Here is a 26,280-nt window from a genome sequence, read left to right as displayed (position 1 = left end):
CGCGCCGAACGCGACCGGCGCCGCCGGTTCCCACCACCGGAGAATCGTCCGCCACGGTCCGATCCTGCCGGGTGGCTCGCCGGGGTGTGGGACCGGCCGGGCGGGGCAGCCGCTCGGCATGCTGCTGATCAGACCGCCCGGCGTGTACCCGCCGCAGGGCGACACCGACCTCCTCGTCCGCTGCCTGCGCGGTGAGCGCCTCGACGCCGCCAGCCGGGTGCTCGATCTCGGCACCGGGACGGGCGTGGTGGCGCTGGCCGCCGCGCGCACCGGGGCACGGGTGACGGCGGTGGACCTCTCGGCCCGCGCCGTGCTCACCGCCTGGGTGAACACCCGGTTGCACCGCAGCCGGGTCGAGCTGTGCCGGGGCGATCTGACCGGCCCGGTGAGCGGGCGGCACTTCGACCTGGTGACCGCCAATCCCCCGTACGTGCCCGCTGAGGAACCCGGGCGGCCCCACGGCGCGGCGCTGGCGTGGGACGCCGGGCCGGACGGGCGGCTCGTCCTCGACCGGATCTGCCGGGAGGTGCCGGGGCTGCTCACCGCCCGCGGGGTGCTGCTGCTGGTGCAGTCCTCGCTCGCCGGGGTGCCGCAGACGCTGGCCGCGCTGCGCGACGCGGGGCTGCGGGTGGCCGTGGTGACCCGCAGCCGGCAGGTGTTCGGGCCGGTGATGACGGCGCGGGCCGGGCTGTTCGAACGGCTGGGGCTGATCGGGGCCGGTGTGCGCGAGGAGGAGTTGGTGGTGGTGCGCGGTGTCCGGTCGCGGTGACCCGGGCGGCGGCGGTCGTCCGCCGGTGCGGGTGACGGTCCTGGCGGAGGGGCCGATCCTGGTGGAGGGCCCGGTCGAGGTGACCGGGCCGGACGGCACGGTCCGGCTCTGCGAGCGCCCGGTGGTGGCGCTCTGCGCGTGCCGGCGCAGCCGGAACCGCCCGTTCTGCGACACCAGCCACCGGCGGCGCCGGGCCCTGCCTCAGTCCGGGTAGACGCCGCGCACGTTGTCCTGGGCCGGACGGGCGGCGGCCGGGCCGGCCGCGAAGGCCCGCAGGACGTTCTCGGTCACCCGGCGGGTCAGCGCGCCGGTGCGACCGTCCAGACCGTGGTTGACGCCCGGGGTGGCCGGGCCTTCGGCGTCCAGCGACTCGACCCAGCGCATGGTGCCGCAGGCGAACACGGCCGCGCCGGAGGGGTGGGTGTAGTAGGCGGTGTCGGCGTGGGCGCGCCGGCCGTCGCAGACCACCGGGGAGTGGGAGACGATCTCCAGCGGCCGGGGGAAGGAGCGGACCGCGTCGACGGTGTCGTACTCGACGCCCACCAGGTGCTCGAAGGAGTCGCCCGCCGCCACCCCGGTGCCGTCGAAGATCCAGTGCCCGGGGGCGGTGACGACGTACGGCGCGTCGACGGGGTAGCCGTCGTACAGCACGCCGAGCAGCGAGCTCTCCGGGTCGGCGCCGGGCCCCAGCCGGAAGTCGGTGGTGGCCGGCCCGCCGTCCAGGTAGCCGGGGTCGCGGGCCCAGTCGCCCTTCCAGCAGGCCATGATCCGGTCCTCGCCCAGCGGGGACGGCTGGTACCGCACCCGTCGGTAGCAGCAGTTGGCACCGAGCACGGCCAGGTTGGTCCCGGCGTCCCGGGCCGCGGTGACCGCCGCGCGCTGCTCGGGCGACCAGTACTCGTCGTGGCCCGGCGACAGGACGGCGTGCGCGCCGTCGAGGATCCCGGGGCGGCGGTGCACGTCCACGCCGGTGGCGTAGGACAGCGGCAGTCCGAGGCGCTCGGCCAGCGCGATCAGCGGCGCCTCGTAGACGAGGAACAGGCCCGCGCCGTCGTCGTCCAGGTACGGGCGGTCGAAACCGACCTCCAGCGAGCGGGTGGCGAGCCCGCCGCTCGGGCCGTCGTACAGGTCGTGGCCGCCCCACCGGTTGTACGCCTGCCAGGTGCCGACGGCGTTGACGACGACGAGGGTGCCGGCGGTGGCCGCCGAGCGGATCGTCAGCGGCACGTAGCGCTGGCCCTGGCCGTCGACGGCGTCCAGGCGCAGCAGGTAGCTGCCGGGCGGCCAGCCGGTGGTGTCCAGTTCGGCGGACGGTTCCCAGGTGGTCGTCACCGTGCGGGTGCGGGGGTCGACGGTGGCGGGCGGTCGGCGCTCGCCGGGCAGCGGCGGTGACCGCCACAGCAGGCGGGCGCGCGCCCCGCCGTACCAGCCCATGCGGTAGGCGCTGACGCGGAAGGCGGGGCTGGTGGTGGACACGTGCAGCCGCACGCGTTCGCCGGGCAGCGCGCTGACCCGGTCGGCGTAGCCCTCGACGGCCTCCGGCGGGCCGGCGGCGGTGATCCGCCAGTCGGCGTCGCCGGGCAGGGCGTTCTCCGCTGCCGTCGGCGTGGGCGAGGCCCCGGACGAGGCCGCCGGGGAGGTGGCCGGGGCGACGGGCGGGGTGGGCGACGGCGGGGTCTCCGGGGGTGCGGGGGTCGGGGAGCGGGTGCAGGCCCCGGCCGCCGCGGCGGCGAGTGTCAGCCCGAGGAACCGCCGCCGTCCCGCCATGCCGCGCTGCCCGTCCATGCACCCTCCGAACCCTCGGCGTCCGCGGCCCCTGCTGACCGGTCGTCGGGAAAAGGATGCGGGAGCCCGCACCGGCGCGGCGGCAGCGACACCGTCTCAGCCGGGGCCGTCGGGCAGCGGCGAGCGCAGCGAGCTGCGCCCGGCCCGCCAGTGCTCCAGCAGGTGGGCGGCGAACCGGCCGTCCACCGCCTCCGTCGCCGCCAGGCCGAAGGCGATGTCCCCGGCCAGCCCGGGCTCGGTGGCCGTCAGCTCGTCGATCACGCCGCGCCGGACCAGTTGCTCGTGGACCGCGTCCGCCTCGACGTGCTCGCGGTAGAACAGGGTGCCGTCCGGACCGGCGCCCAGGCGCTCCAGCGCGGCGGCCAGCCGGGCGGAGCCCGGTGAGGAGGTGATCTCGATGGCGGCGAACTGGCCCACGGCCGCGCCGCGCAGCGAGCGGTGCAGCCCGAACAGCGTCATCAGGTTGACCACCGCCAGCGCGGGCGCGGGCACCGCGTCGAGGTAGTGCCCGTAGGCCGGCTCCAGGTCGAGGTCGGCCATCATCCGGGCGAACAGCAGCGCGTGGGCGTTCTCGGGCCGCCCGGCGCCGTACTCGTCGAAGGCGACGGTCATCAGGACCGCCTGGGCGGGGCCGTGGATCCTGGGCAGCAGCCAGAGCTGCGGGTCGGCCTCCTTGAGGTGGTAGACCGAGCGGTGCACCAGGTACTCCCGGGCCTGCCAGCGCTCGCCCTCGGCCTCCAGGTACGCCGAAGGGCCGCCGTCGCCCTCGGCGGTCAGCAGGCGCCCGACGGCCTCGGCGAGGGGCGTCACGGGCCGGGCCGCCTCCCGGACGGCGGCGAGGAAGGGGCGCTCCAGACCGCGCCGACGGGCGAGCAGGCCGGGGTCCCACTCCCAGCCGGGGTGGACGCCGGGCAGGCCGCGGTCGTGCAGTTCGTAGCAGAGGTGCAGGGCGAGCTGGTGGTCCTCGCCCCACGGATCGGTGCCCCGGAGCGCTTCCGTCCAGGCCCCGTCGCCGGCCGCGGAGCCGCCCGGGGCACCGCCGTCGGCGCCGTCCGGGGCACCGGCGTCGGCGCCGTCCGGGGCACCGGCGTCGGCGCCGTCGGGCGGGCCGGCGGTCACCAGCGCGAGGACGGCTGCGGAGAGCGGCCCCCGGGGAGCCGGGGCCCGCCTCATCGCGCGCTCCCGCCGCCGGAGGCACGCCGGTCCGGCCGTACCCCGATCGGCCCCCACCGCCCGGGCGCCGCCGGGGCGGCCGGCGCCCGCGTGCCGCCGGTGGCCGCCCCCAGCGCCCCGGGGCCGTGGACGGGCCGGGCGTTCGGTGTCCGCGGGTCCATGCTGTCCGCCTCCTCGGCATCGTGCTCCGCTTCCGGCCGGGCGGGTGCCCCGGATCGCCCGGAACGAACCTCACCCACGGGGCGCCCGGCCCACGCGTCCGCACGGGCCGGGCCGTTGCCGTCGGGGCCCTGGACGCGTACGGCGGGGCGGCCGGCAGCCTCCCGCGGGCGAGCTGCCGGCCTGACGGGGACCTTCGCCGGGCAGCCGGGCAGCAGCGGCCGGGCGTCACCGTTCGGGCGGGACCGGGCCCCACGGTGCGGGAGGAAGACCGTCACCGGCGGCCGGACGGGCAGGCCCACCGGGCGGGGGCGAATCGCGGCGATCGGCGCCCACGCACGCGGGGACGGCGAGGAGGCGGCTCCGCAACCTCGCCAACTCCGGCAGCGGCCCGGCCGACCGGCCGGGAGCAGAAGACGCGGCAGAGTCCGGCTGGTCGGCGCACACGTCGGCAGCCGCACGACAGCGGGCGGGCAGGGCGCAGGGTAGGCCGTGAACGACGACGGCGGGACCGGTGCTCAGGCCGGCGACGGCCCCGCAGGCCAGGTGGCCGGGGCCTCTCGCCGGGCAGCCGCGCGGCAGGGGCGGCCGTCGCCGCCCGGGATGCGCAGAGCGAGAGCGAACCGGCGATCGACGCGGGCTGGACCAGCGACCGGGCCACCCCGGGCAGGCGGCCGACCCACACCTCGGCACCACCCCCCGGACGCACCCCGCCAGCCCCCTCACCCGGCAACCGCGCGACAAGGGCAGGCATCACCGCCCGGGATGCGCAGACCGACAGCGAACCAGCAATCGACGCGGGCAGGACCAACGACCGGGCCACCCCAGGCAGGCGGCCGACCCACACCTCGGCACCACCCCCCGGACGCACCCCGCCGAACCCCTCGCCCAGCAGCCGCGCGACAAGGGCAGGCATCACCGCCCGGGCAGGGCCGGAACGCGCAGGGCGAGGAGGAGTCCGTGGTCGACGGGGGCGGGGCCGGTGGTCAGGCGGGCGGCGATGCGGTCGAGGTGGGCGGGCAGGGCGGCGGGTCCCGCGCAGTCCGGAGGGTCGGCGGCATCGAGGAGCAGGCGGGCCGTGCGGTCGGCGGCCGGGGCGTGCACCGGCCGGCCGAGGGTGGCGAACAGGAGGACGTCGCCCGGCCGCAGGCTCAGGTCGGACTGGTCGTACCGGGCCCCGGGGCGGGCGCCGAGGGCGGGGCCGACGGGGCCGGGGGCGAAGGCGGCCCCGCCGTCGCGCAGGAGCAGCGGGGGCACCTCGTCGGCGGCGGTCCACAGCAGTTCACCGGCGCGCGGGTCGTAGAGGGCGCAGACGGCGCCGACCGTGCGGTGGCCGTTGTGCTCGCCGAGCATGGCGTTGAGCACGTCGAGCAGTTCGGCCGGGCCGGCCCCGGTGTGGGCCAGGGCGCGCAGGCCGTTGCGGACCTCGCCCGCCCGGACGGCGGCGACCGGGCCGCGGCGGCCGACGCCGCCGACCGCCAGCAGGTAGCGGCCGCCGGGCAGCCGCAGCAGGTCGCACAGGTCCCCCGCCGAACGGGGGTTCTCGGCGCCGCGGAGGGGGCGGACGGCGCTCTCCGGCCCTCCGGTCTCCGGCTCGGCGACGGACGACGCCGCCGTCAGCGCGGTCCGCAGGGCCCGCGCGGCCCGGTGCTCGGCGGCGGCCCGGCGCCGCTGCTCGGCGAGGCGGGACCGGACGGCGGTGAGCTGGTCGTCGGCGTGACGCCTTCCGGTGACGTCCTCGACGACGCCGTTCACGGTGCGCGCCCGGCCGCCGCCGGGATCGGCGAGCGACTCGGCGACGACCCGTAGGACGCGCGGGGCCGCGCCGGGCGCGCCGACCACGCCGAACTCCAGGGTGGCCAGGTGCTGGCCGGCCAGCAGCCGGCGGACCAGCAGGCCCGCGGCGGGCCGGTCCTCGGGGCACACCCGGTGCAGCAGCCCGGCGAGCGGCACCACGGCCGGCTGCCCGCCGCCGAGGCCGAGCAGTCGCAGGGCCTCCCGGGAGCAGTCCGGTCCGGGGTCGCCGGTCGACCAGCGGAAGCTGCCCACGCCCGAGAGCCGTTGCGCCTCGGCCAGGTGGGCCGCGCGTTCGACCGGGCCGCGGCGCGGGCGCCAGGTGAGCAGCAGGCCGTCCAGGAAGGGGGTGGCGCGGATCGTCACGGCCCGTTCCGGCCCGCCGGTGCCCTGGCTGAAACCCTCGGCCGGGCCCTCGTGCGGGACGGCCTCGACGGCGGCCCGCAGGATCCGGGCGAACGTCCCGGTGGCCACCAGGCCCGGGTGCAGTTCACTGAGGCGCCGGCCCTGGGCGGACGGGCCGGGGCCGACGGCGGCCCGGTTGGCGTAGGCGACGCGCAGGTCGGTGACCGGCCCGCCGCGACCGCCCGGGCGGACCGCGGAGAGCGCCAGGACCGGGGAGAAGGTGGCGTCCAGGACGCCGCGCAGCCAGGCCTCGCCGCCGGGGACGGCGAGCGCCGGCTCGCCGCCGTCGCCCGCCGCCACCCGCAGCAGGTTCACGCCCACCGGGCCCGCCAGCGCGTTGACGTACCGGGTGGCGGAGCGGGCCTGCTCCGCCGGGCCGGCCCAGCCGAGGCTCATCGCGCCGATGATCCGCCCGGCGTGGTGCAGCGGGACGGCGCAGGCGCTGCGGCCGGGGACGATGCGGCCGGTGACCGGCCGGCCGGCGTCGCCCTCCGGAGGGTCGAACTCCCAGACCATGCCGCCGCCGTGGGCGGCCGAGACCAGGGGCACACCGGTCTCCGGCGGGATCCGGCGCCACTGGCTGAGCCGCTGGGCGGGAACGCCGTGGCCGGCGACCAGGGCGAGGGCGCCGTCCGGCTCCAGCAGGCCGAGCACGACCGCGATGACGCCGACGGGGGCGAGGGCGACCTCGTGCAGCACCCGGGCGAGGTCCTCGGGGGTGTCGGCGCTCGCCAGCGCCGAGGAGGCCAGGTGGAAGAGCGCCGCGAGGTCCTGGACCCGGGCGCCGGCCGCCCCGCCCGGCGGGTGCGGCAGGGGCCGGGGCGGTTCGGGCTGCTCCGGGAAGGCGGCGGCCGGTTCCTCGCCCTCCGGCAGCGGCGGCCCGGCCGGGGCCCGTTCGCCGTCCCGTGGCGCCGCGGCGTCCTCGGGCGGCGGTGCGGCGACGCCCACCAGGCCGGCGGCGAGGTCGACCACCTTGCGGTTGGTGTCCTGGGAGAGGTGCACCAGGTACGCGAAGGCTTCGTCGGGGGTGCAGCCGAGCCGTTCGGTGAGCATCCCCTTGGCCTGCTCGATGACGCCGCGGCTGCGCATCGCCCGGCGCAGCCCCTCGGCCTCGGTGCGCAGCCGGTCCACGGCCTCGCGCAGCACGGCGGTCTCCTCGGCACCCGGCGTGGTGGCCGGGCGCGGGGGGTCCTGCCCTGCGGTGGAGGGCGGCCCGGGCACGGTCACTCCTGCCCGCGCGGGACGGCTCCGGGCCGGTCGGGGCAGGGGCGGTCGGGGCGGGGCCGGTCGGGGCGGGGCCGGGAAAGCGGCCGGAGGAGGAGGGGCTGGAGAACGGCGGGCTGCATGACGGTCTCCCCGGTGTCGATGGGGTTCCGCCACGCGCCTACCCGGTGCCGTCTGCCGGACACCCCGGCGCGCACGCGGGACCTCCGGACGGGCGGACCCGCCCGGACTTCCAGTATCGCGGTGCGGACCCGGCCGGGTCGAGCGGACGCGGTCCGCGCCGCGCGGCCGGGGCGGCTCAGCCGGGGACCGGCGGGCGGGCGAGCAGGCTGGTGTCCAGGCCGGCCAGCAGGTCCCCGGTGTCGGCGTGGACCTCGACGGCGCCGGCGCCGAGCAGGTCCTGGGCGGAGTGCCCGCCGCTCTCGACGGCCACGCACGGCACCCCGGCCCGGGCGGCGGCGGTGACGTCCCAGAGCGTGTCGCCGACGAACACCGCCAGCTCGGGGGCGCTCTCGGCCCGGTCGAGGGCGGCGCGGACGAGGTCGGGCTCGGGTTTGGTGGCGGCGACGTCGTCGGCGGTGGTGACCGCGGCGATCACCTCGTCGGCGCCCAGCGCGGTGCGCAGCGCGGTCAGCTCGCGCTGGGACGCGGAGCTGGCCAGGACCACCCGCCAGCCGCGGCGGGCGCAGGAGCGCAGCAGTTCGGCGGCGTCGGGCAGCGGGCGCACCACGGGCCAGTACCGGGCGTAGAGGGCGTCGTGGGCGGCCGTGACGGCCTGGTCTTCGGCGCGGTCGCGGTCCTCGCCGAGCAGGTGGTCGAGCAGCCGGTCGGCGCCCATGCCGACGGCCCGGTGCACCCGGACGGCGGGGACGGCGCGGTCGTACTGGCGCAGGGCCTCCCACCAGGCGAGGGTGTGCAGGTAGGTGGTGTCGAGCAGCGTTCCGTCGACGTCGAAGAGCGCCGCCGGGGTGGTGGTCATCGGATCCTCCTGGGGGGCCTAAGGTGGCGCGGTGTCGTGGACGGCGAACGCTTCGGTGGCGCCGGTGAGTTCGAGCACCCGGCGGACCAGCGGCCGGGGGCGGGCGAGTTCCACGCGGCTGCCGAAGCCGGCCGCGCGGGCGGCGGCCTCCAGCAGCGCGCCGACGCCGGTGGAGTCGCAGAACGCGAGGTCGCCGCAGTCGATCACCACGACGGTGCCGGGGATGGCGAGCGCGCGGTCCAGGGCCCGGCGCAGGACGGCGACGGAGTCCAGGTCGAGTTCGCCGTGCAGGGCGAGGACGCTGCCGCGGGCCCACGGCCGGAGGCGGACGGCGAGTCCGGCGGGTTCGTCCGGCACGGTCGTGGTGTCGGCGGGCGGTCGGGGCTGGTGGCGGGTCATCGCGGGTGCTCCTCGGGGTGCACGGTGCCGGGTGGTGGCGGCACCTGGGCTCACGCGGTCCGGTAGGGGGCCGCGCGGGCGGGGGCGAGGCGCAGCCCGTGGCCGGGTGCGCCGTCGGCGCCGGGGGTGACGGTGCCGCCGGCGGGGTCGGACCCTGCGGTGACACGGTGCTTCTCCTCCTTCACGCCGACGGCCCCCCGCAGCGCGGCTAACCGCTGCGGGGGGCCGGAAACGCCCGGAGGGGTGCGGGTTGTCAGCCGGGCCCGGGCGGAGCGTCCGACGGGCCGTCCGCCGCCCGGTCCTCCAGTTGCTCGCGCAGGTGCGCGAGGGTGGCCGAGAGCAGCCGTGAGACGTGCATCTGCGAGACGCCGATCCGCTCGGCGATCTCCGACTGCGTCCGGTCCTCCCAGAAGCGCAGCTTGAGCACCACCTGCTCGCGGCGCGGCAGCTGTCCGAGCAGCGGGCGCACGGCGGTGCGGAACTCGGCCAGCTCGATGCCGGGGTCGCAGGAGCCGAGCCGGTCCAGCAGCGCGCTGCCGGACTCGTCGGTGTCCTGGTCGCGCAGCGCGTCCAGCGAGTTGGGCCGGTAGACCCGGCCGGCGACCAGCCCCTCGACGACCTCGTCGACGGTGAGGTGCAGGTCCTCGGCGATCTCCTCGGGGTGCGGCAGGCGGCCGAGCCGCTGCTCCAGCCGGTCGGAGCCGCGGGCGACGGTCAGGTAGAACTCCTGCATCCGGCGCGGCACCCGGACCGGCCAGGAGGTGTCCCGGAAGAACCGCTTGATCTCGCCGGCGATGGTGGGGATGGCGTAGGTCACGAACTCCACCCCGCGCTCCGGGTCGTAGCCGTCGACCGCCTTGATCAGTCCGACGGTGCCGACCTGGAGGATGTCGTCCATGTCCTCCGGACGGTGGCGGAAGCGACCGGCGATGAACCGCACCAGCGGCATGTTGAGTTCGATGATGGTCCCGCGGACGTAGCTGTAGGCGTGCGACTCGCGGGGCAGCCCGCCGAGCCGCTCGAAGAGCGCGTCGCTGAGTTCACGGGCCTCGGTCTTGCCCATCACCCGCAGCTGCGCCTCGCTGGGGCGCGGGGGCAGGTCCGGCGGCAGGGCGTCCGGCAGGGCGGACGGCGCGGTGGGCGGGGCGGACGGCGGGGCGGACGGGGGGTCGGCGCACGGGCCGGTTGGGAGTGTCGACATGGACACGGCTGTTCTCCAGGGAGCGGGAACGCCTGGGCCGCGAGGGACGGCGGGCGGGAACTCCCGCACGCACCGCGGCTCCTCTTCCCGAAGACCTCTGCCCGGCTTCTTCAAGCGACGGTCCAGGTGGCGCCCGACGGGCGCGGGAACGGCCGGCGTCGGTGCACCACGGCCACTCCGATGAGAGTGGTACCCGGAATGCGGCGATTGATACCGATCTGCCCGGACTTCCTCTCCGCCCCGCGCCCCACCCCCGCGCTCACCGGCCGCGACGGACACGGATCCGGCGCGGCCCCGCCCTCGTCCCCCGGGCGAGCAGCAGCACGGCCGTGGGCAGCCACACCACGGAGTACAGCGCCACGGCGAGCGCCGTGTGCACCGTCGCGCCGACCAGCAGCAGCCCGAGCGAGAGCGCCGCCAGCAGCACCGGCACCGACCCCGGCACCCGGGCGGCGGCGTCCAGCGCCCGGCCCGCGCCGCCCGGCAGCACGAACCGCATCGTCCGCAGCCGCTGCTCCAGCCGCCGGTCCGCGCGCAGCCCCGCCTCGATCTCCGCCAGAACGCGCCGCTCCCGGCTCGACAGACCTTGACCGTCCATGACCGCCACCTCCGCACCGGCGCTCCGTGGCACCGGACACCCCGGCGGGTGCCCCACCCCCACCCCGGCAATCCGCCGGAGCGGGCAGCGGGGCACCGGGGGCGGGGCCGGGGCCGGGTGGCGACAGGCCGGGGCCGCGGTGCGCGACGGAAGAGTCCCGCCCGGCCGCTGCGGGCAGGCAGCGGCCGGGCGGGCGGCCAAGGGGGCGGACGGGGTCCGGGCGCGGGGTCGGCGCCGTGGGTCGGACCCCGGGGCAGCCGTCCCTCCGGTCAGCAGGTGCCGGTCGGACGCTCGCGCACGACCAGGTCGGTGCGGCCGGCCGTGGCGTCCAGCCAGAGCACCCGGGTGCCCCGGTCGGCCGCCGGGACGTACTGGCCGCCGCGGTTGCAGGAGACCCTCCGGGGGGTGCCGCCGGCCAGCGGGAGCTGCCAGAGCTTCGGCAGGTCGGCGTTGTGCACGGGGCCGTTCGGCTCCTCGAAGGCGTGGACGAAGGTGACGGCCTTGTCGGAGACGGTGAAGCTCTCGATCCGGCGCAGATCGGCGGTGGTGCCGGTGAGCACCTCGCTCACCCCGGAGCCGTCCACGGCGCCGGAGCGGATCGAGCTGCCCGTGCTCTTGTCGTCGGGCTGCTCCACCCAGTACAGCCGGTCGCCGGCCAGCCGGGTCTGCTCGGCCCGGACGGCGGGGGCGCCCTCGCCGTCACCCAGCACGTACTGGGCGACGACCCGGCCGGTGGCGATCGAGTAGACGGTCGGCGCGAACACGGTCCGCTCACCGGACGTCCAGATCTCGGTCCAGCCCAGCAGTCCGCCCTGGAGGGTGACCGAGGAGGCGGCATGGCCGTCGGCCAGCGGGATCTGCACCACCGGGCCGCCGTTCACCGAGATCGCGGGCAGCGCCCGGTGGGTGGCGAAGTCGGCCAGCCGGAAGGCGATGGTCCCTCCGGAGACCTGGACGTCCGAGACCTGCTGGTTCGGGCCGGTGTAGACGCTGCGCAGCGGTCCGCCGTCCAGCGGGCGGGCCAGCACCTCGGCGCCCCAGCCGCCGCCGGGGAGCCCGCCCAGGGTCGTCCACGCGGCGGTCGTGCCGTCGGTCGCGGGCCAGGCGTGCGAGCGGCCGTCGTCCGGGCTGAGCCGCACGGGTTCGGCGGAGCTGCCGACGGTTCCGGCGACGACGCCGAGGACGCCGCCGAAGCCGTGGCCGGTGGTGGCCGCCACCCAGCGGCCGTCGGCGACGGCCGGCGCGACGAGCCCGCCGGCGACGTCGCCCAGCACCAGCCGGCTGTCCACGCCGATCCGGCGCTGCCAGCCCTCCTTGATCCCGTGCGCGTCGAAGGCGCCGGCGACGGACCGCAGCTGGGCACGGGACAGGCCCATCGACCGGCCCGCCGCGAGCACCGCGTTGCGGGCCTCGACGAAGCCGTCCAGCGGGGTGAGGTACTCGCTGAGCGCCCGGTAGACCAGACGGTCGGCGGTCAGCGGGTCCAGGGTGCGCCGGATGTCCCACAGCGCCCCGCCCATGATGGTGGAGTTGAGGTGCGCCCCGCCGCTGTCGACGCTGTAGGGGGCGCCCACGTAGTCGGCGACCGTCGTGCGGCCGTCGTCCAGCCGCCGGTCGGCGCAGGCCTCCGGGGTGCCGGTGCGGCAGAGGCTCTCACCCAGCAGGGCGGCGCGGGGGTCGTCCATCGACAGGCCCCGGGCGGTCACCTCGATGGCGTTGCCGAAGTAGTCGGAGACCGCCTCGTCCAGGGCCCCGGACTGCCCTATCATGATCAGCCCGGCCGTCTTCTCGACCACGCCGTGGGTCATCTCGTGGCCGGCCACGTCGATCGCCACGGCGAAGGGGAACTCCTTGGCACCCCCGCTGCCGTAGATCATCTTCTGGCCGTCCCAGGCGGCGTTGCGCATCGGCTTGCCGAAGCTGGTCGCGTTGACCATCGCGATGATCGGGCCGTTCTGGCCGTCGATGCCCTGGCGCCCGAGCCGGTCGCGGTAGAAGTCGTACACGAGCCCGGCGTTGATGTGCGCGTTGGCGGCGCCGGTGGCGGCCGCCGAGGCGGGGAAGTCCGGCGTCGCGGAGGCCGCGGGCTGGATCCCGGCCGGCATCCTGCCCCTGACCTCCAGGTATTCGCGCCCCTCCGCGTCATAGGTGGTGATGGTGGCGGGGCGGGTGAGGTCGGTGAGCTGGTAACTGCCGTCCGGGAGGCGGCCGATGTTCACCTGCACGGGGTTGCCGTGGACGTCCGGAGCGGTGCCGACCGCCGGCTCGGGGGCCCCTGCGGCACCGACGGCACCGGCGGACCCGGCGGCCTGCGCGGCCGGCGGCTGCGGGGCGCGGACCTCGTAGGCGAGCGCGACCGCGCCGACGGTGGCGTCCACGAACACGGCGCGCGCCTTCGCCTCCCCTGCGGCCGCGTCGGCGCCGCGCACGGTGAAGTGGCGGGCGAGCCGGCCGGTGCCGCCGGGCAGCACCACCAGGCCGTGGTCCTCGGCCGTCGCGGCCTGCCGTGCGACCGGGTCCTCGACCGCGCCGAGCGCGAGCTCGCGCAGCACCGCGTCCGGGACGCTCTGCGCGGTCGGGGCGGCGAGCCCGGTGAAGTACTTGCCGCCGACCGACTCGACGCGCTGCCCCTCGCCCTCGCCGACCAGGTGGACGAGGTAGGCGGCCCCGAAGACCGGGAGGCCGCCGTACTGCTGCGCGAACCTGACGGTGCGGCGGCCGTCGGCGGCGCGCTCCGTCCCGGTCTCCACCAGTTGGGCGGGGTCGACCTGGTAGCGGTCCCGGTGGGCGGCCAGGTGGGCCCGCGCCGCGTCGGCCGGGGTCGCGCCGGGGGCCGCCTCGGCCAGGCCGGTGACCAGCTGCGGGGCGGCGGTGTCCGATCCGGCGACCAGGCCCGGAACGGGGTCGGGGTCGGCGGCCGGGACGGCGGACGCGGTCGGCATGCCCAGGCCGAGGCCCAGGACGGCGGCGATCGCCGTGCCGAGCAACTTGGGCGAACGGGAACGGTGGTGCACTGCGGTCCTCCCACAGGAAGCGAAGGGCCCGGCCGTCTGCCGGACCACGCGGGTGCGGCGGGCGCCCACACCCCCCACGGCTCGTCCGTTCTCCGGAGCCGGCCGCCCGCCTGGCGAACACCATAGGACAACTCTCGGCATATGTCGACCATCTGCATATGCAGGCCGACGAGAGTCGCTCCCGGCAGGCGGACACGGACGCCAACCCCGGGCAATGGCTGGGTCACGACAGGACAAAGGTGGCGGAAAGCCGGATCGCGACGGCAGGACAGATCCGGTGAATCGGCGAACCGATGACGGGCCCTCAGGCCGGTCGCACACCATTCACCACGGACGGCACTCCCCGGGCGACGCCTCGCAGAGCCGAAAAGACATGCGATTGTTACCATGGCTCAACACAGAATTCGCCTGGTCGCATACGATCTCGTGCGGACCGGAAGCCCGTCCCACCTGCGCCCCCGTCGGGTGCACGGGTGAGCCGGTCGCGAAGAAGAAGAGGCGAGGAAGAGAGCCGGAGGAGCGGAGCAGAGACCGGCAGCTTTTCGGGGGACGTGAAACGCCTGACACCAGTACCGAGAGCCCTGGAGTTCCCTTTGCCGATCCGTCCGGCCGATTTCGCGGCCAAGATGCGCCCGCTGGCCGCGCTGGCCCGTCGCAACCGGCCCGCCGGCGGCACGCCTGCCGGGCCGGCCGCCGGGGCGCCGGAGGAGGTCGCGCCGGAGGCCGCGCACGAGGACGTTGCCGAGGCTGCGCACGAGGCCGCGCAGGAGCCGGTCGAGCCGGTTGCGTCGGTCGAGCCCGAGGACGCCGCCCAGAAGGAGCCCCGGTCGCCGTACGAGCGGCTCGGCGAGGAGCGGGCCGCCCGGGAGGCGGAGCTGCTCGGCACGGTCCCGGGGGTCGTCCGCCACCGCGAGCACCTGGCCGAACCGCGCCGGACACTGCTGCCCGGCGACCGCCGCGACGGCAACCTGGCCGAGGTGAGCGCGGCGCTGCGGACGGCCGGCCTCGCGCACGGCATCGTGCCCGACCGCCACCCGCGGCACCGGCTGGCGATCCGCCCGGGCGACCGGACGGCGGTGCTGGAGGCGCTGGCCGCCGCGTTCGCCGGCCAGGCCGTCTACGCCGGTCTCCTGGAGCACGGGCGGACCCTCACCACCGTGCTCGCCGAGCAGCTGCCCGGCGCGGTCGGCCTGCTGGAGGCGGCGGCGGAGCCCGCGCCGGACGCGGAGGACCGGGAGGCGGCCGAGCGCGACGGCGAGGAGCAGGACGGCGAGCGGGCCGGCGAGCAGGCCGGGCCGATCTGGCCGGCGGACCGGGTCAAGGGCGTGCGGATCTACCGCCCGGCGGTGCTCGGCACCCTGCTGTACGGCCCCGAGACCGGCTGCGACGTCGAGTTCTGGGACTCCGCCGCACCCTCCGAGGGCGCCATAGCGGCGATCGACGAAACGCCCTTCGGCTGGTGGGTGCCCTCGCTGGAGGCCACCGCCACCACCACCGTCGGCGGCCGGCCCTACCCCCTGCTCGACGTCTTCGCGGCCTCGCTGCCCGAGCAGGTCGACTTCCCGGTCGACGCCGTGATCACCTGGGTCGACGACGCCGACCCGGGCTGGCAGGAGCGCCGGGCCGCCGCCCGCGCCCGGCTCGCGCACACCGCCGCCCCGATCGCGGAGGAGGACGGCGTCGCCGAGAGCGGCATCGCCGGCGACGCCGACCAGCGCTTCCGCAACCGCGACGAGCTGCGCTACTGCCTGCGCGCCCTGGCCGCGCACGCGCCGTGGATCCGCCGGATCCACCTGGTCACCGACGACCAGACGCCGCAGTGGCTGGACGCCGACCACCCGGGCCTGACCGTCGTCCCGCACCGGGTGCTGTTCGCCGGCACCGACGCGGGCCCGGTGTTCAACTCCCACGCCATCGAGACCCGGCTGCACCTCGTCCCGGACCTCGCCGAGCACTTCCTCTACCTCAACGACGACGTCTTCCTCGGCCGCCCGCTCGTCCCGGAGGACTTCTTCCTCGGCAACGGCATGCCCCGGTACTTCCCCGACAACCGGATCATCCCGCCCGGCGGGGCCGAGCCCGGCGAGTCGGTGTACGTCGCCGCGCAGAAGAACACCCGGGCCGCGCTGGCCGCCGCCGTCGGCAAGACCTACCCGCGCACCCTCAAGCACTCGCCGCACCCGCTGCGGCGCAGCGTGCTCGCCGAGAGCGCGGAGCGGTTCGCGGCCGAGCTGCACGACACCGTCCGCTCGCCGTTCCGCTCGGCCGCCGACCTCGCGCCGGTCACCCTGGCCATCCACTACGGCCACGCCACCGCCCGCACCGTCGAGGGCCACCTCTACGACGGCTACTTCGTCACCGACAGCACCGAGGACCTCGGCCGGCTCGCCCAGCTGCACGAGGAGCGCTGGGCGGACTACTTCTGCCTCGCCGACGGCACCCGCGACCTGCTGTCGCCCGAGGAGCAGGAGCAGGCCGTCACCGAGTTCCTGCGCGCCTACTTCCCGGTGCCCTCGCCCTTCGAGCGCCGCGACCCGGAGCCCGAGCGGGCCGACGACGACGAGCCCGCCGGGACCGCCGGGACCGGCAACGCCGACGAGGCCGCCGAGCCCGACGAGGCAGTCGAACGGGCCTGACCAGCGGCGCCCCCTCCGGCGCTCCCCCGCGTGTCGTACGTCTCATCGGCGCCACGATCCCGTGCGACCGCGCCGCACTGTGATGGGATGACCCGGCAGAGTGACGACCGCTGACCGGGGGGTACGCCGTGGGGACCAAACTGATCGGGCTGGGACCGGACGCGGGCGCGCCGGACCTCATCGGCGTCGGGCTGATCCGCCTCGCCGTCGAGGAACGGCTGGCGCCCGCGGCCGGCGGCGCGCCGTGGCTGGGACAGCTGCGGGCGGCCTCGTTCGCCGACGCGTGGCTGGCCTTCGCCGACCCCGCGGCGCCCGGCCTCCGGGTGCCGGCCGAGACCGTGCTGCGGGCCGTGGTGCGGCGGGCGGCGGAGCTGGTGCTGCGGCGCCACGACGGGGACGGCCCGGCCGCCCTGGAACGGCTGGGCCGCGAGTCGGCCGAGGCCCGCGACCGGGCGCGGCTCGCCGAGGTGTCCCACCCGGCCGAGCCGGCCGCGCTGGTCCTGCTCTGGCACGGGGTCCGCGCGGCCACCGCCGGGAGCGGCCCGGCCGGCGACGCCGAACGCGAGGCCCACGCCGGGTACGTCGCCGAGCGGTCCGCGGCCTACGTCCGGGAGCACTGCCGCCGCCAGGACCTGCTGGCGCTGGTCCTGGCCTGCGCGCGCTCCGCCGCCGCCGCGCTGGCGGAGCTCACCGACGGCGACCGGGGCCTGGCCCTGGCCGCCCTGGACGCCGACGCGGCCCGCCACATGGCGCCCGACGCCCCGGTGCCGCTCTGGGTCCCGGGCCGTTTCCAGGACGTGCCGCGGGCCTGAGGCGGGCCTGAGGCGGGTCCGAGGCGGGCCGGAGGCCAGGGGCGTGCCGCAGGTCTACGTGCTCCCGATCGACACGACGAGCGCCGTCGTCCGGCCGCCGGGCGCCTCGTACTCGACGGTCTCGCCGGCCCGGCGACCGAGCAGCACCTTGCCGAGCGGGCTGTCCGCGGTGACCAGCTCCGGATCCAGTTCCTCGGCGAGTTCACCGATCCGGACGGTCATCTCGTCGGCGTCCGCGAAGCGGAGGGTCACCGTGCTGCCGACGCCGACGCTCTCGGTGCTCGGCGCCCCGGCGGCGGCCGCCTCGCGCAGCCGCCCCTCGATTCCGGCGATCCGGTCGTCCAACCGGTCGAGCTGGTCGGCCCGTTGCAGTTCGTCGGCCTGATCGGCCCGGTCGCCGACGTCCTCGCCGCCGCGCAGGGTGTCGGCGACGGCGTCGCGTTCCGTGCGCAGTTCGGCGAGTTCCCGCTCCAGCGTGCTGCGGCCGGCCTCGCTGATGGGTTCGGGTGCACCGGTCATTCCCGTCTCCCTGGTCGGGCCGCCGCGGGGGGCGGCGCAGGCTTGTTCCGGCATTTCCGAACATAACGGACTCCCGGCCTCCCGGCTCGGCGACAACGATGCCCCTGATCGGTAACGACTTGCCGATCGGCCTTCCCCCGGCGGACGCGGGCTCGATAGAACAGCCGTACACCACCGTCGCCGAGGCAGGGAACCAGCCACGATGAGCACCAACGGCCCCAACGGGTACGGCCAGAACCCCTACGAGGGGAACAACCCGCACGGTCAGCAGAACCAGAACCCCTACGGCGGCGGGCAGGAGCAGCCGTACAAGCAGGAGGCCCCCTACGGGCAGCCGTTCGGGGAGCAGCAGCCGTACGGGCAGCACGGCTACGGCACTCCCCCGCAGCAGCCCTACGGCGCGCCGGAGGGCTCCTGGCCGCACGGGCACCCGCAGCCCGGCGCGTTCGGCGGCTCGCCGGTGCCCGGCGGCCGTCCGCTCGCCCCGATCGGCGAGCGCCTGGTCGCCCGGCTGATCGACGTCGGCGTGCTGCTCGTGCCCACCGTGGTGCTCTTCGGTGTCATCGGCGCCTCGATCCTGTACTACGTCCTGGCGGCCCTGCTGTCCTTCGGCTACGAGGCCGCGATGCTGCTCACCCAGGGCGGCCAGACGGTCGGCAAGAAGGTCATGAAGCTGCGGGTCGTCTCGGTCGCGACCGGCGGCAAGCCCGCCGAGAACTCGCTGCTGATCCGCGCGGCCCTCTACACGCTGCCGAACGCGGTCTACTGCCTCGGTTCGCTCTTCGCGCTGCTGAACGTGCTGTGGCCGCTGTGGGACAAGCCGCTCCAGCAGGCGCTGCACGACAAGCCGGCCAACACCGTGGTCGTCAAGGAGTCCTGACCACCCGGCTCCCGCGCGCACCGCACCACCGCGCGCACCGCCTCCCGCCGACCGGGCACCCGGACCGCCGCCGCGCGGCCGGGTGCCCGGTCGGTCGCGTTGCGGGGGCGTGGGTGGGGCGCGGGCGGGGCCGGGACGGGGCCGGGACCGCAGTCGGGGGACACAACTCCGGTCTACAAGTCAACATTTACTTTCCCCGCGCGACCACGCATAGTGACAGGCCGACACCGAGAGGGGAGCACTTCCTGTGCCGCAGGCCGAGCAGAACGTGGTACGCCAGGTGGAACTGGAGCGGGCGGAGGTGGCCGCCGTCACCGCCCTGTTCGACGACCGGCTCGCCGACACCCGGGCGCAGCTCGCCGTGACGCTCGCGACCCGGGCGGACGGCGCCCGCGAGGCGTACGAGCGGCAGTCGGCGGCCGAACGGCTCACCCGGGAGGTGCGGCGCCTCGAAGGCGCCGAGGGCGGCCTGGTGTTCGGCCGGATCGACCTGGCGGACGGGACGGCGCTGCGGATCGGCCGGCTGGGCCTGCAGCGCGAGGAGGACGAGCTGCCGGCCCTGGTCGACTGGCGGGCGGACGCGGCGCGCGCGTTCTACGAGGCCACTCCGGTGCACCCGATGGGCCTGCGGCGGCGCCGGCACCTGCGGCTGGCGCGGCGCGCCGTCGTCGGGGTCAGTGACGAGCTGCTGGACGGTTCCGAGCCGACCGCCGAGGACGTGGTCGGCGACGGTCCGCTGTCCGCCGCGCTCCAGGAGCGGCGCACCGGGCGGATGGGCACCGCGGTGGCCACGCTGCAGACGGAGCAGGACGCGATCGTCCGCTCCCCGCACCGCGGGGTCACCGTCGTCCAGGGCGGGCCGGGCACCGGCAAGACGGTGGTGGCGCTGCACCGCGCCGCCTACGTGCTCTACGCCTTCCCGAAGGCCGCCGAGCAGGGCGTCCTGGTGCTGGGGCCGAACGCCCGGTTCCTGGACTACATCTCGCAGGTGCTGCCCTCGCTGGGCGAGAACGACGTCGTCCTCGCGACCTGCGCCGAACTGGCGGCCGAGGTCACCGCTCCGGCCGTGGAGGCCGTCGAGCGGCCGCGGGCGGCCCGGCTCAAGGGCGACGCCGCGCTCGCCGGGGCGCTGGCCGCGGTGGTGCGCGCGCGGCAGGCGCCGGACGGGGGCCTCGCGGTCCGCGTCGGGCAGGAGGACGTCCGGCTGGAGGGGGCGGAGGTCGCCCGGCTGCGGGACGCCGCCCGGGTCGGCGGGCTCGCCCACCACCGGGCCCGCCGGCTGTTCAAGGAGCTGCTGGTGGAGGCCGTGACGGCGGTGCTGGCCCGGGGTGCCGCCGAGACGCTGGAGCGGATCGACGCCGAGGTCGCCGAGCTGACCGGCATCGACCTGGACCGGGCCGCGGCAGCGGACCTGCGTCACCTGGGTCTGGAGGCCGGGCCGGGCGACGACGGCCCCGGGTTCGACAGCGACGCCATGCGGGCCGAACTCCTCGACGACGCGCACGTCGAGCGCGCCGTCGAGGGGTTGTGGCCGCGGCTGACGCCCGGCGCGGTGGTGGACGCCCTGCTGGGCGACCCCGACGCGCTGGCCGCGCACCTGCCGGAGTTCACCGCCGAGGAGCGCGCGCTGCTGCTGCGCGCCCCCGCGGCGCCGTGGACCGACGCCGACCTGCCGCTGTTCGACGAGGCGGCGGCGCTGCTCGACGGGCCGCCGGCGCGGGCCTTCGGCCATGTCGTGGTGGACGAGGCGCAGGAGTTCACCGCGCTCCAGTGGCGGATGGTCCTGCGGCGCTGCCCCGGCCGGTCGATGACGCTGGTCGGCGACTTCGCCCAGGCCGGTCCGGCGACCACCGCCCGCGACTGGCACGAGGCGCTGGCCCCGCACCTCGGCCGCCGCTTCGACCTGCGCACCCTGACCGTCAGCTACCGCACCACCGAGGAGATCCTGGCCGCCACCCGCGAGCTGCTGGCCCGGATCGCCCCGGACCAGCCGCCGGTCGGCTCGATCCGGCACGGCGAGCGGCCGCGCACCCTCGGCGCGGCGCCCGCCGCGCTCCCCGGCGTCCTGCTCGCGGAGCTGGACGGCCAGGCGGCCGCCCACCCCGGCGAGCTGATCGGGGTGATCTGCCCGGACGCGTCGGTCACCGCGCTGACGGCGGCGTTGACGGCGGCGCTGACGGCGGCCGGCGGAGGCGGGCAGGTCCGGCTGGTGCCGGCGTCCGAGGCCCGCGGCCTGGAGTTCGACACGGCCGTCGTCGTCGATCCCGACGGCATCACCGCCGCCCGTCCCGGGGGTGAGCGCGACCTCTACGTCGCGCTCACCCGGGCGACCAAGCGGCTGTGCACGGTCGTGGTGCGGGAGGACTGACCCGCGCGTCGTTCCCGGTCCCGGTCCCGGTCCCGTTCGCCTTCGCGTGCACGGCGGGCGGGGCGGGAGCGGGAACGACGGGGCGGGTCAGGCCCGGTAGGCGAGAAGGCCCATCATCCCGGCCTCGCCGTGGTAGGCGTTGTGGCAGTGCGTCATCCAGCGGCCGGGGTTGTCGGCGTCGAAGTCGCAGGTCACCGTCCGGCCGGGCAGCACGATCACGGTGTCCTTGCGCGGCCCCTGCTCCCCGACCTGGAAGGTGTGGCCGTGCAGGTGCATCGGGTGCCACATCTGCGTCCGGTTGACGAACTCCAGGCGGACCCGCTCGCCGCCACCGACCAGGAACGGGCGGGCAGCCGGGTCCGCCATGTCGAAGGGCCGCCCGTCGAGCGCCCAGTCGTACTTCGCCATGCCGCCGGTCAGCTCGATCCGGTGGGTGCGGTCGGGGGTGCGCGCCGGGAGGCGCACCTCGTCCGCGGCCCGCAGCTCGGCGGCGGTGAGGATCCGGCCGTCCAGCTCGGCGGGGCGGACGGTGGCCGCCGGTGCCTCGCCCGCGCCGGTGCGGACCAGGGCCCGGCCGGCGGCGCCCTTGCCCTCGGCGAGCGCGGTCAGCGGGAAGACGCCGTCCTGGAGGGTGACCAGGGCGTCGTAGCGCTCGCCCATGCCGATCAGCAGGGCGTCCGCCTCCTCGTGCCGCACCGGGTAGCCGTCGGTGTGGGTGACGGTCAGCCGGTGGCCGCCCAGGGCGAGGCGGTAGGCGGTGTCGCCGCCCGCGTTGACGATCCGCAGCCGCACCCGCCGGCCGGGCGAGGAGCGGTACACCTCGGGGTCGGCGGCGATCCGGCCGTTCACCAGGTGGTGCGCGTACCGGACGTCGCCGGCGTCGCCGCCGAGCAGGTCGCTGGTGGCGCCCATGAGCATGAACGACGGCTGCTGACCGGCGGGGGCGCCCGTGCCGCCCGTGCCGCCCGTGCCGTGGCCGCCCATGTCGTGGCCGGACATCCCGCTCATGTCGTGGCCGCCGCTGCCGCCCCCCATGCCCTTGCGGAGTTCGGCGAACGCCTGGTCGGGGGTGCCGGTGACGCCGTCCAGCCAGTCGTCCAGGACGACCACCCACTCCTCGTCGTACCCCAGCGGCTCCTGCGGGTCCTCGACGATCAGCGGGGCGTACAGGCCCCGGTCGAGCTGGACGCCGACGTGCGGGTGGAACCAGTAGGTGCCCGGCCGGTCGGTGACGAAGCGGTAGGTGAAGCTGCCGCCGGGGCCGACCTGCCGCATGGTGACCGGCGGCACCCCGTCCATGTCGTTGCGCAGCGCCAGGCCGTGCCAGTGCAGGGAGGTCGGCGCGGGCAGCCGGTTGTCCAGCGTGGCGACCAGGGTGTCGCCGGCCGTGGTGCGCACGGCGGTGCCCGGCAGGGTGCCGAAGGTCCAGGTCGGGGCGGTGAGGCCGCCGCCCAGCTCGACGGTGGCGGCAGCCGCGGTGACGGTCACCGGGCGCTCGCGGCCGGTGGCGCGCCGCCCGGCCTCGGCCTCGACGACGGGGCTGCCGGACGGGTCGACGAGCGGCGGGGTGCCGGCCGTGTCCGAGCAGGCGGCGAGCAGGCCGGCGCCGGCGGCGCCCAGGCCCGCGAGCAGCAGGGAACGGCGGTTGACGGTGAATCGGGACATCGTGGTCTCTCGGGTGAGTGCGCGACGGCACCGGCCTGTTCGGCCGTGCCGGTGGACGGGGCGGACCGGCGGCGGGAGGGTGCGCTCCCCGCCGCCGTGCGGGCGCCTATCTGCGCGAGACCGAGAGGGTGTCGAGATCGGGTGGCGGCGCGCCCGGCCACAGGATGCCGGGTGCGAGGGCCGGGCGGTGCGGCGCCGGGTCGGCGGAGCCCGCGGCGGCGAGGCCGGACGGCGGCGGGGCGTCGAGCGGGACGCCGCGCGCGGGCGCCGTCGAGGAGCAGACCCGGTGCTCGGCGCAGGCCTGGGCGGGATGCTCGGCGACGGTCGACGCCCGGTGCCCGGCGGGGTGCCCGTGGGCGGGTGCCGTCGGCATCGCCACCGCCATCGCGGCGTGCGGGGCCGGGACGACGCCGGGCGGCAGGCTGTGGTGGCCGATCAGCCCGAGGGCGGTCAGCAGCACCAGGACCAGCGCTGCCCCGGCCCCGCGGCGACGCCGGTCGCGGGAGGGTGGGGCGGCGTCCGGACACATGGCGGTCACTATACCCGGGGCCGGTATGTGGGGCGGGTAAACGGGGCCGGTGAGCGGGGCCGGTGACCGGGGCCGGTGAGCGGCCGGGCGGGTCGTCGGGCGGGTGACCGGGCGTCAGGCTCCGGCCGTCCACACCACGGCCGGGGGCCGGACGGCCGCGCAGAGCGGCTGCCCCTCGGCGTCCGTCAGGCCGAGGCGGGCGACCAGCCGCCCGGCCGCCACGGCCTCGGCGAGCACCTGCCGGTCGACGGCGTCGAGCATGAGCTTGGCCCGCCGGAACATCGTGAAGCCACCCTCGCGCCCGGCCGTGCCCCACACCAGGTAGACGAAGCGCTGCCCGGGCCGGCCCTGGATCCACGGACCCCTGAGGTCGATGCCGCCGGAGACGGGGCTCGCCGTGCACTCCAGTGTCCAGCCCGCCGACAGCGCGTCACCGGGCTGCGGATCGAGGAGTTCGCCGGGGCGGTCGCGCCGCTGGACGGCGACGTGGACGTCCCGGTAGCCGGGGAATCCCGGGGCGGCCGGGCAGGACCGGCCCGGAAGGTCGACGGCTTCGATGCGGAGCAGCACGGACCCGGCCTGCCCTCCGACGGCGGCCGTGACACCGGAACCGGGGGCGACCCGTCGCGCGCTCAGAGCTCCCCGAGCCCCTTGCCGAGGGTGGCCAGGCCGCCGGCCAGGGCCAGGGCCAGCACCACCGTGCGGGCCCGGCGCTCGGCCACCCGCTCCGCCAGCACCTTGCCGGCGCCCGCGCCGAGCACGATCCCGGCCGCCGTCGTCGACCACGCGGGCACCGCGAGGTGCGGCACCCCCTTGGCCGCCAACGAGAAGAGGTTGACGGCCACCCCGTAGAACTGGGCGTTGGGCACGAACTCCCGGGCGCTCCAGCCCGTGTTCACCGCGTACAGCGAGACGGCCGGACCGCCGACCCCGGCGGCGGAGTTCATGAACCCGCTGGCCGCACCGGCCGCCAGGGCGCCGCGCACGCCGCGCAGCCCGGAGGCCCGCACCCCGCGGATCACCAGCAGCGCCGCCCCGCTGACCAGCAGTCCGATCCCGATCAGCAGGGCGGGCGCCGGCACCCGGGCGGCCGTCCAGGCACCGGCCGGAACGGTGCACGCGGCCGCGCCGATCAGCGGCAGCATCCGGGCGAGCCGCACCTGCCGCCAGCTGTCGGCCAGTCCGATCGCGCTGATGACGCCGGCCGCGCAGTTGGACAGCATCACCCCGTCCCCCGGCCCCAGCAGCAGGACCAGCGCCGGTCCCGCGACCAGCGCGAAGCCGACGCCCGCCAGCCGCTGCACGGACGATCCCACCAGGACCACCAGGCCCAGCACCAGCGCGACACCCCACCCGCCCGCCACGGAACTCCCCCCTGTCCCGGACGTCGTCGCCGCCGGCCGCGGCGCCGGAGCCCCGGACTCCCGCGCGGCACCGGACCCTACGCGTCCGGCACCGGCCGCTCGACCGAATTTCACCCATCGGACTCCCACGAACTACTACACGCCTGTAGAGTCGACCTCCACCGCCCACCCAGGAGGGGGAGACATGGCAGACCATCCCGGGCAGCACACCGCAACGTCCCGCCCGGCCGCCGCACCCGGCTGGCGGCCGCCGGAGCACGAGGTCGAGCCCGCCTACCAGCCGGTCCAGATCACCCGGGCGGACGGCAGCTGGGCGGTGGGCCGGATCAACGCCTGGTGGCGCCCGGCCGGCGCCCCGCCCTGGTGCCGCGTCCGCGCGATGGGACGCGGCGAGGCCCCGGCCTGGATGCCGTTCGACCCCGAACGCCTGCTGCTGCTCCCGGCCACGGGGATCTGACCCCTCACCCCGGGGTCCGGGCCGGCGGCCGGCGCAGCAGGACCGCCACCTCGCGGTCGGTCACGTCACGGAAGTCGCCGTACCAGGGGCCCACCGCGTGCAGATAGGTCGTCTCGCGCAGACAGAGCAGCACGTCGACGACCCGGCGCAGCACCGCCGCCGAGCGGGCGTCGCACACCGGGGCGGCCAGCACCAGCCGGTCCGGGCCGCAGCCTCGCAGCGCCCGCACCGCGGCCGGGGCGACCGGGCCGTACACCACCCCGTCGGTGACCAGCACCACCGTCCGCCCGTCCACCGGCAGCGCCGGTCTGCGGTCCCGGTACAGCTTCTCCAGCCGGTGCAGTTCCACCCGCTGGTGGGCCACCTCGGCGTCGAGGTCCTCCTCCCGCAGCCCGAGCGCGCGCATCATCCGGCGGTTCAGCACCGGCGGGCACTCGTCGGCGAGCGCGCCGAGCGGGGTGCCGTTGCCGGGCGCGTTGAGCGGGCGGGCGACCACCACGTCCAGCGGGGCCGCCAGCGCCCGCGCGACCTCGGCCGCCACCGCGACACCGCCCGGGGCCAGCCCGACGACGACCGCCCGCTCCCCCGCGCGGGCACCCAGGTACGCACTCGTCCGCCGGGCCAGCCTGCGCCCGGCGTCCCTGCGGTCGGCGAACAGCGCGGTCACGTCCTCCTCCACGGCCGGTCGGCGCCCCTGTCGGTGCGCCTACCCGGCGCGACGGCCGCCACACACGGTTGCCGGGGCCGTCGCGCACGGTGGCCGAGGCGGCACACGGCGGCCTCGCCGCCGAGCACCCGCCGCCGGTCCGGCCGCCCTGCACCGGCTCCGTTCGAGGGGGCGGCGCGGGCCCGGCCTGGGCGCGGCGGCTACTGATGTCCGCAGGGCCGTCCGTGGCGGTCCCTCCCGAGGCCACCTTCGGGCCGGGGCCGGGGGCGCGGCGCCGGTCGCGACCGCGCTCGGAGCCGGGGCGGCGGGGCGGCCCGGCTCCCGGCGAACCTCCCCAGAGCCGCGCCGCCACGTGCCCCGAGGCCACGACACAGTGCCCGCAGGCCCAGGCCACGAGGCACCGGGGCGACACCGCGCGCGGCAAGCTCCCCAGAACGGCACGCCCGGACACACCGCCACGTCGCCACGAGCCCCGACCCGACGACGCGATGGCCGCCGGCCCGGCGGGCGAGGCAGCCCCGCCCGCCGGGGCTCAGCCGGTACCCCCAAGCGCGTCGCCGCGCAGCCGCGTACCCCGAGGCCACGACACAGTGGCCGCAGACCCACGCCGCGAGGCACCGAGGCGACACCGCTCGCGGCGAACTCCCCAGAACGGCACGCCCGGACACACCGCCACGTCGCCACGAGCCTCGACCCGACGACGCGATGGCCGCCGGCCCGGCGGGCGAGACAGCCCCGCCCGCCGGAGCGCAGCCGATACCCCCAAGCGCGTCGCCGCGCAGCCGCATACCCCGAGGCCACGACACAGTGGCCGCAGACCCACGCCGCGAGGCACCGAGGCGACACCGCTCGCGGCGAACTCCCCAGAACGGCACGCCCGGAC

At 77.2% G+C, this 26,280-nt stretch carries 22 protein-coding genes; 7 read left to right on the top strand and 15 right to left on the bottom strand.

Annotated features, from left to right (window positions below):
- Positions 1-118 precede the first annotated feature (118 nt).
- Positions 119-769 carry a HemK2/MTQ2 family protein methyltransferase gene (locus ACFVVL_RS14330; protein WP_387674784.1) on the top strand — a complete coding sequence of 217 codons (651 nt, stop codon included), beginning with the start codon at positions 119-121 and terminating at the stop codon, positions 767-769.
- Entirely contained in the window at positions 753-983 is a 231-nt protein-coding gene (locus ACFVVL_RS14325; protein ID WP_380291734.1) for a CDGSH iron-sulfur domain-containing protein, read from the top strand. The genes ACFVVL_RS14330 and ACFVVL_RS14325 overlap by 17 nt, the downstream gene beginning before the upstream one ends.
- Here the strand turns inward: ACFVVL_RS14325 and ACFVVL_RS14320 are convergent.
- From ACFVVL_RS14320 to ACFVVL_RS14280, 9 genes are all read right to left on the bottom strand, one after another.
- Complete coding sequence (locus tag ACFVVL_RS14320; protein WP_387674781.1) at positions 971-2,554, bottom strand: N,N-dimethylformamidase beta subunit family domain-containing protein; 1,584 nt, start codon at positions 2,552-2,554, stop codon at positions 971-973. The genes ACFVVL_RS14325 and ACFVVL_RS14320 overlap by 13 nt on opposite strands.
- A gap of 96 nt (positions 2,555-2,650) precedes the next feature.
- On the bottom strand, positions 2,651-3,727 hold the full coding sequence (locus ACFVVL_RS14315; protein ID WP_387674778.1) for an iron-containing redox enzyme family protein: 1,077 nt from the start codon (positions 3,725-3,727) through the stop codon (positions 2,651-2,653).
- Between the two features lie 1,074 nt (positions 3,728-4,801).
- Positions 4,802-7,306 (bottom strand): SpoIIE family protein phosphatase, encoded by a 2,505-nt coding sequence (locus tag ACFVVL_RS14310; RefSeq protein WP_387674775.1) that lies wholly within the window; start codon positions 7,304-7,306, stop codon positions 4,802-4,804.
- Between the two features lie 301 nt (positions 7,307-7,607).
- Positions 7,608-8,288, bottom strand: a complete 681-nt coding sequence (locus ACFVVL_RS14305) for an HAD family hydrolase (RefSeq protein WP_387674772.1) — start codon at positions 8,286-8,288, stop codon at positions 7,608-7,610.
- An 18-nt stretch (positions 8,289-8,306) separates the two neighbouring features.
- On the bottom strand, positions 8,307-8,687 hold the full coding sequence (locus ACFVVL_RS14300) for an STAS domain-containing protein (RefSeq protein WP_387674769.1): 381 nt from the start codon (positions 8,685-8,687) through the stop codon (positions 8,307-8,309).
- Positions 8,688-8,737: 50 nt separating this feature from the next.
- Positions 8,738-8,872 (bottom strand): hypothetical protein, encoded by a 135-nt coding sequence (locus ACFVVL_RS14295; RefSeq protein ID WP_380291722.1) that lies wholly within the window; start codon positions 8,870-8,872, stop codon positions 8,738-8,740.
- Positions 8,873-8,940: 68 nt separating this feature from the next.
- The gene (locus tag ACFVVL_RS14290) at positions 8,941-9,888 is read right to left on the bottom strand and encodes a SigB/SigF/SigG family RNA polymerase sigma factor (protein ID WP_387674766.1); all 948 of its coding nucleotides are present in this window, start codon (positions 9,886-9,888) and stop codon (positions 8,941-8,943) included.
- 259 nt (positions 9,889-10,147) lie between these two features.
- Positions 10,148-10,486, bottom strand: coding sequence for a hypothetical protein (locus ACFVVL_RS14285; RefSeq protein WP_387674763.1), 339 nt, complete (start codon positions 10,484-10,486; stop codon positions 10,148-10,150).
- Between the two features lie 269 nt (positions 10,487-10,755).
- Complete coding sequence (locus ACFVVL_RS14280; RefSeq protein ID WP_387674760.1) at positions 10,756-13,500, bottom strand: M4 family metallopeptidase; 2,745 nt, start codon at positions 13,498-13,500, stop codon at positions 10,756-10,758.
- A gap of 593 nt (positions 13,501-14,093) precedes the next feature.
- Here ACFVVL_RS14280 and ACFVVL_RS14275 point away from each other — a divergent pair.
- Positions 14,094-16,136: a stealth conserved region 3 domain-containing protein gene (locus ACFVVL_RS14275; RefSeq protein WP_387674757.1), complete on the top strand. Its 2,043-nt coding sequence runs from the start codon at positions 14,094-14,096 to the stop codon at positions 16,134-16,136.
- A 128-nt stretch (positions 16,137-16,264) separates the two neighbouring features.
- A complete protein-coding gene (locus tag ACFVVL_RS14270) occupies positions 16,265-16,948 on the top strand; it encodes a hypothetical protein (protein WP_387674755.1) in 684 nt (227 codons plus the stop codon).
- A gap of 54 nt (positions 16,949-17,002) precedes the next feature.
- Here the strand turns inward: ACFVVL_RS14270 and ACFVVL_RS14265 are convergent, their stop codons facing one another.
- Entirely contained in the window at positions 17,003-17,467 is a 465-nt protein-coding gene (locus tag ACFVVL_RS14265) for a GreA/GreB family elongation factor (protein WP_380291710.1), read from the bottom strand.
- 202 nt (positions 17,468-17,669) lie between these two features.
- Between ACFVVL_RS14265 and ACFVVL_RS14260 the strand changes: the two genes are divergently transcribed.
- Positions 17,670-18,347, top strand: coding sequence for an RDD family protein (locus ACFVVL_RS14260; protein WP_380291708.1), 678 nt, complete (start codon positions 17,670-17,672; stop codon positions 18,345-18,347).
- Positions 18,348-18,594: 247 nt separating this feature from the next.
- Positions 18,595-20,715 carry a HelD family protein gene (locus ACFVVL_RS14255; protein WP_387674751.1) on the top strand — a complete coding sequence of 707 codons (2,121 nt, stop codon included), beginning with the start codon at positions 18,595-18,597 and terminating at the stop codon, positions 20,713-20,715.
- An 87-nt stretch (positions 20,716-20,802) separates the two neighbouring features.
- Here ACFVVL_RS14255 and ACFVVL_RS14250 read toward each other — a convergent pair whose 3' ends face one another.
- The 4 genes from ACFVVL_RS14250 to ACFVVL_RS14235 all read right to left on the bottom strand — a co-directional run bounded on the left by ACFVVL_RS14250 (position 20,803) and on the right by ACFVVL_RS14235 (position 24,273).
- Complete coding sequence (locus tag ACFVVL_RS14250) at positions 20,803-22,380, bottom strand: multicopper oxidase family protein (RefSeq protein ID WP_387674748.1); 1,578 nt, start codon at positions 22,378-22,380, stop codon at positions 20,803-20,805.
- 106 nt (positions 22,381-22,486) lie between these two features.
- Positions 22,487-22,909, bottom strand: a complete 423-nt coding sequence (locus ACFVVL_RS14245) for a hypothetical protein (RefSeq protein WP_387674745.1) — start codon at positions 22,907-22,909, stop codon at positions 22,487-22,489.
- A 114-nt stretch (positions 22,910-23,023) separates the two neighbouring features.
- Positions 23,024-23,479: a DUF5990 family protein gene (locus ACFVVL_RS14240; protein WP_387674742.1), complete on the bottom strand. Its 456-nt coding sequence runs from the start codon at positions 23,477-23,479 to the stop codon at positions 23,024-23,026.
- Positions 23,480-23,541: 62 nt separating this feature from the next.
- Complete coding sequence (locus ACFVVL_RS14235) at positions 23,542-24,273, bottom strand: TSUP family transporter (protein WP_387674739.1); 732 nt, start codon at positions 24,271-24,273, stop codon at positions 23,542-23,544.
- Positions 24,274-24,457: 184 nt separating this feature from the next.
- Here ACFVVL_RS14235 and ACFVVL_RS14230 point away from each other — a divergent pair, with 184 nt between their 5' ends.
- Entirely contained in the window at positions 24,458-24,730 is a 273-nt protein-coding gene (locus tag ACFVVL_RS14230; protein ID WP_387674736.1) for a hypothetical protein, read from the top strand.
- Between the two features lie 4 nt (positions 24,731-24,734).
- On the opposite strand, the gene ACFVVL_RS14225 is transcribed toward ACFVVL_RS14230, so the two are convergent.
- The gene (locus tag ACFVVL_RS14225; RefSeq protein WP_387674734.1) at positions 24,735-25,409 is read right to left on the bottom strand and encodes a phosphoribosyltransferase; all 675 of its coding nucleotides are present in this window, start codon (positions 25,407-25,409) and stop codon (positions 24,735-24,737) included.
- Positions 25,410-26,280 lie beyond the last annotated feature (871 nt).

This window comes from Kitasatospora sp. NPDC058115 (assembly GCF_042884635.1).
GTDB lineage: Bacteria > Actinomycetota > Actinomycetes > Streptomycetales > Streptomycetaceae > Kitasatospora.
This window is presented reverse-complemented; position numbering and strand designations above follow the sequence as displayed.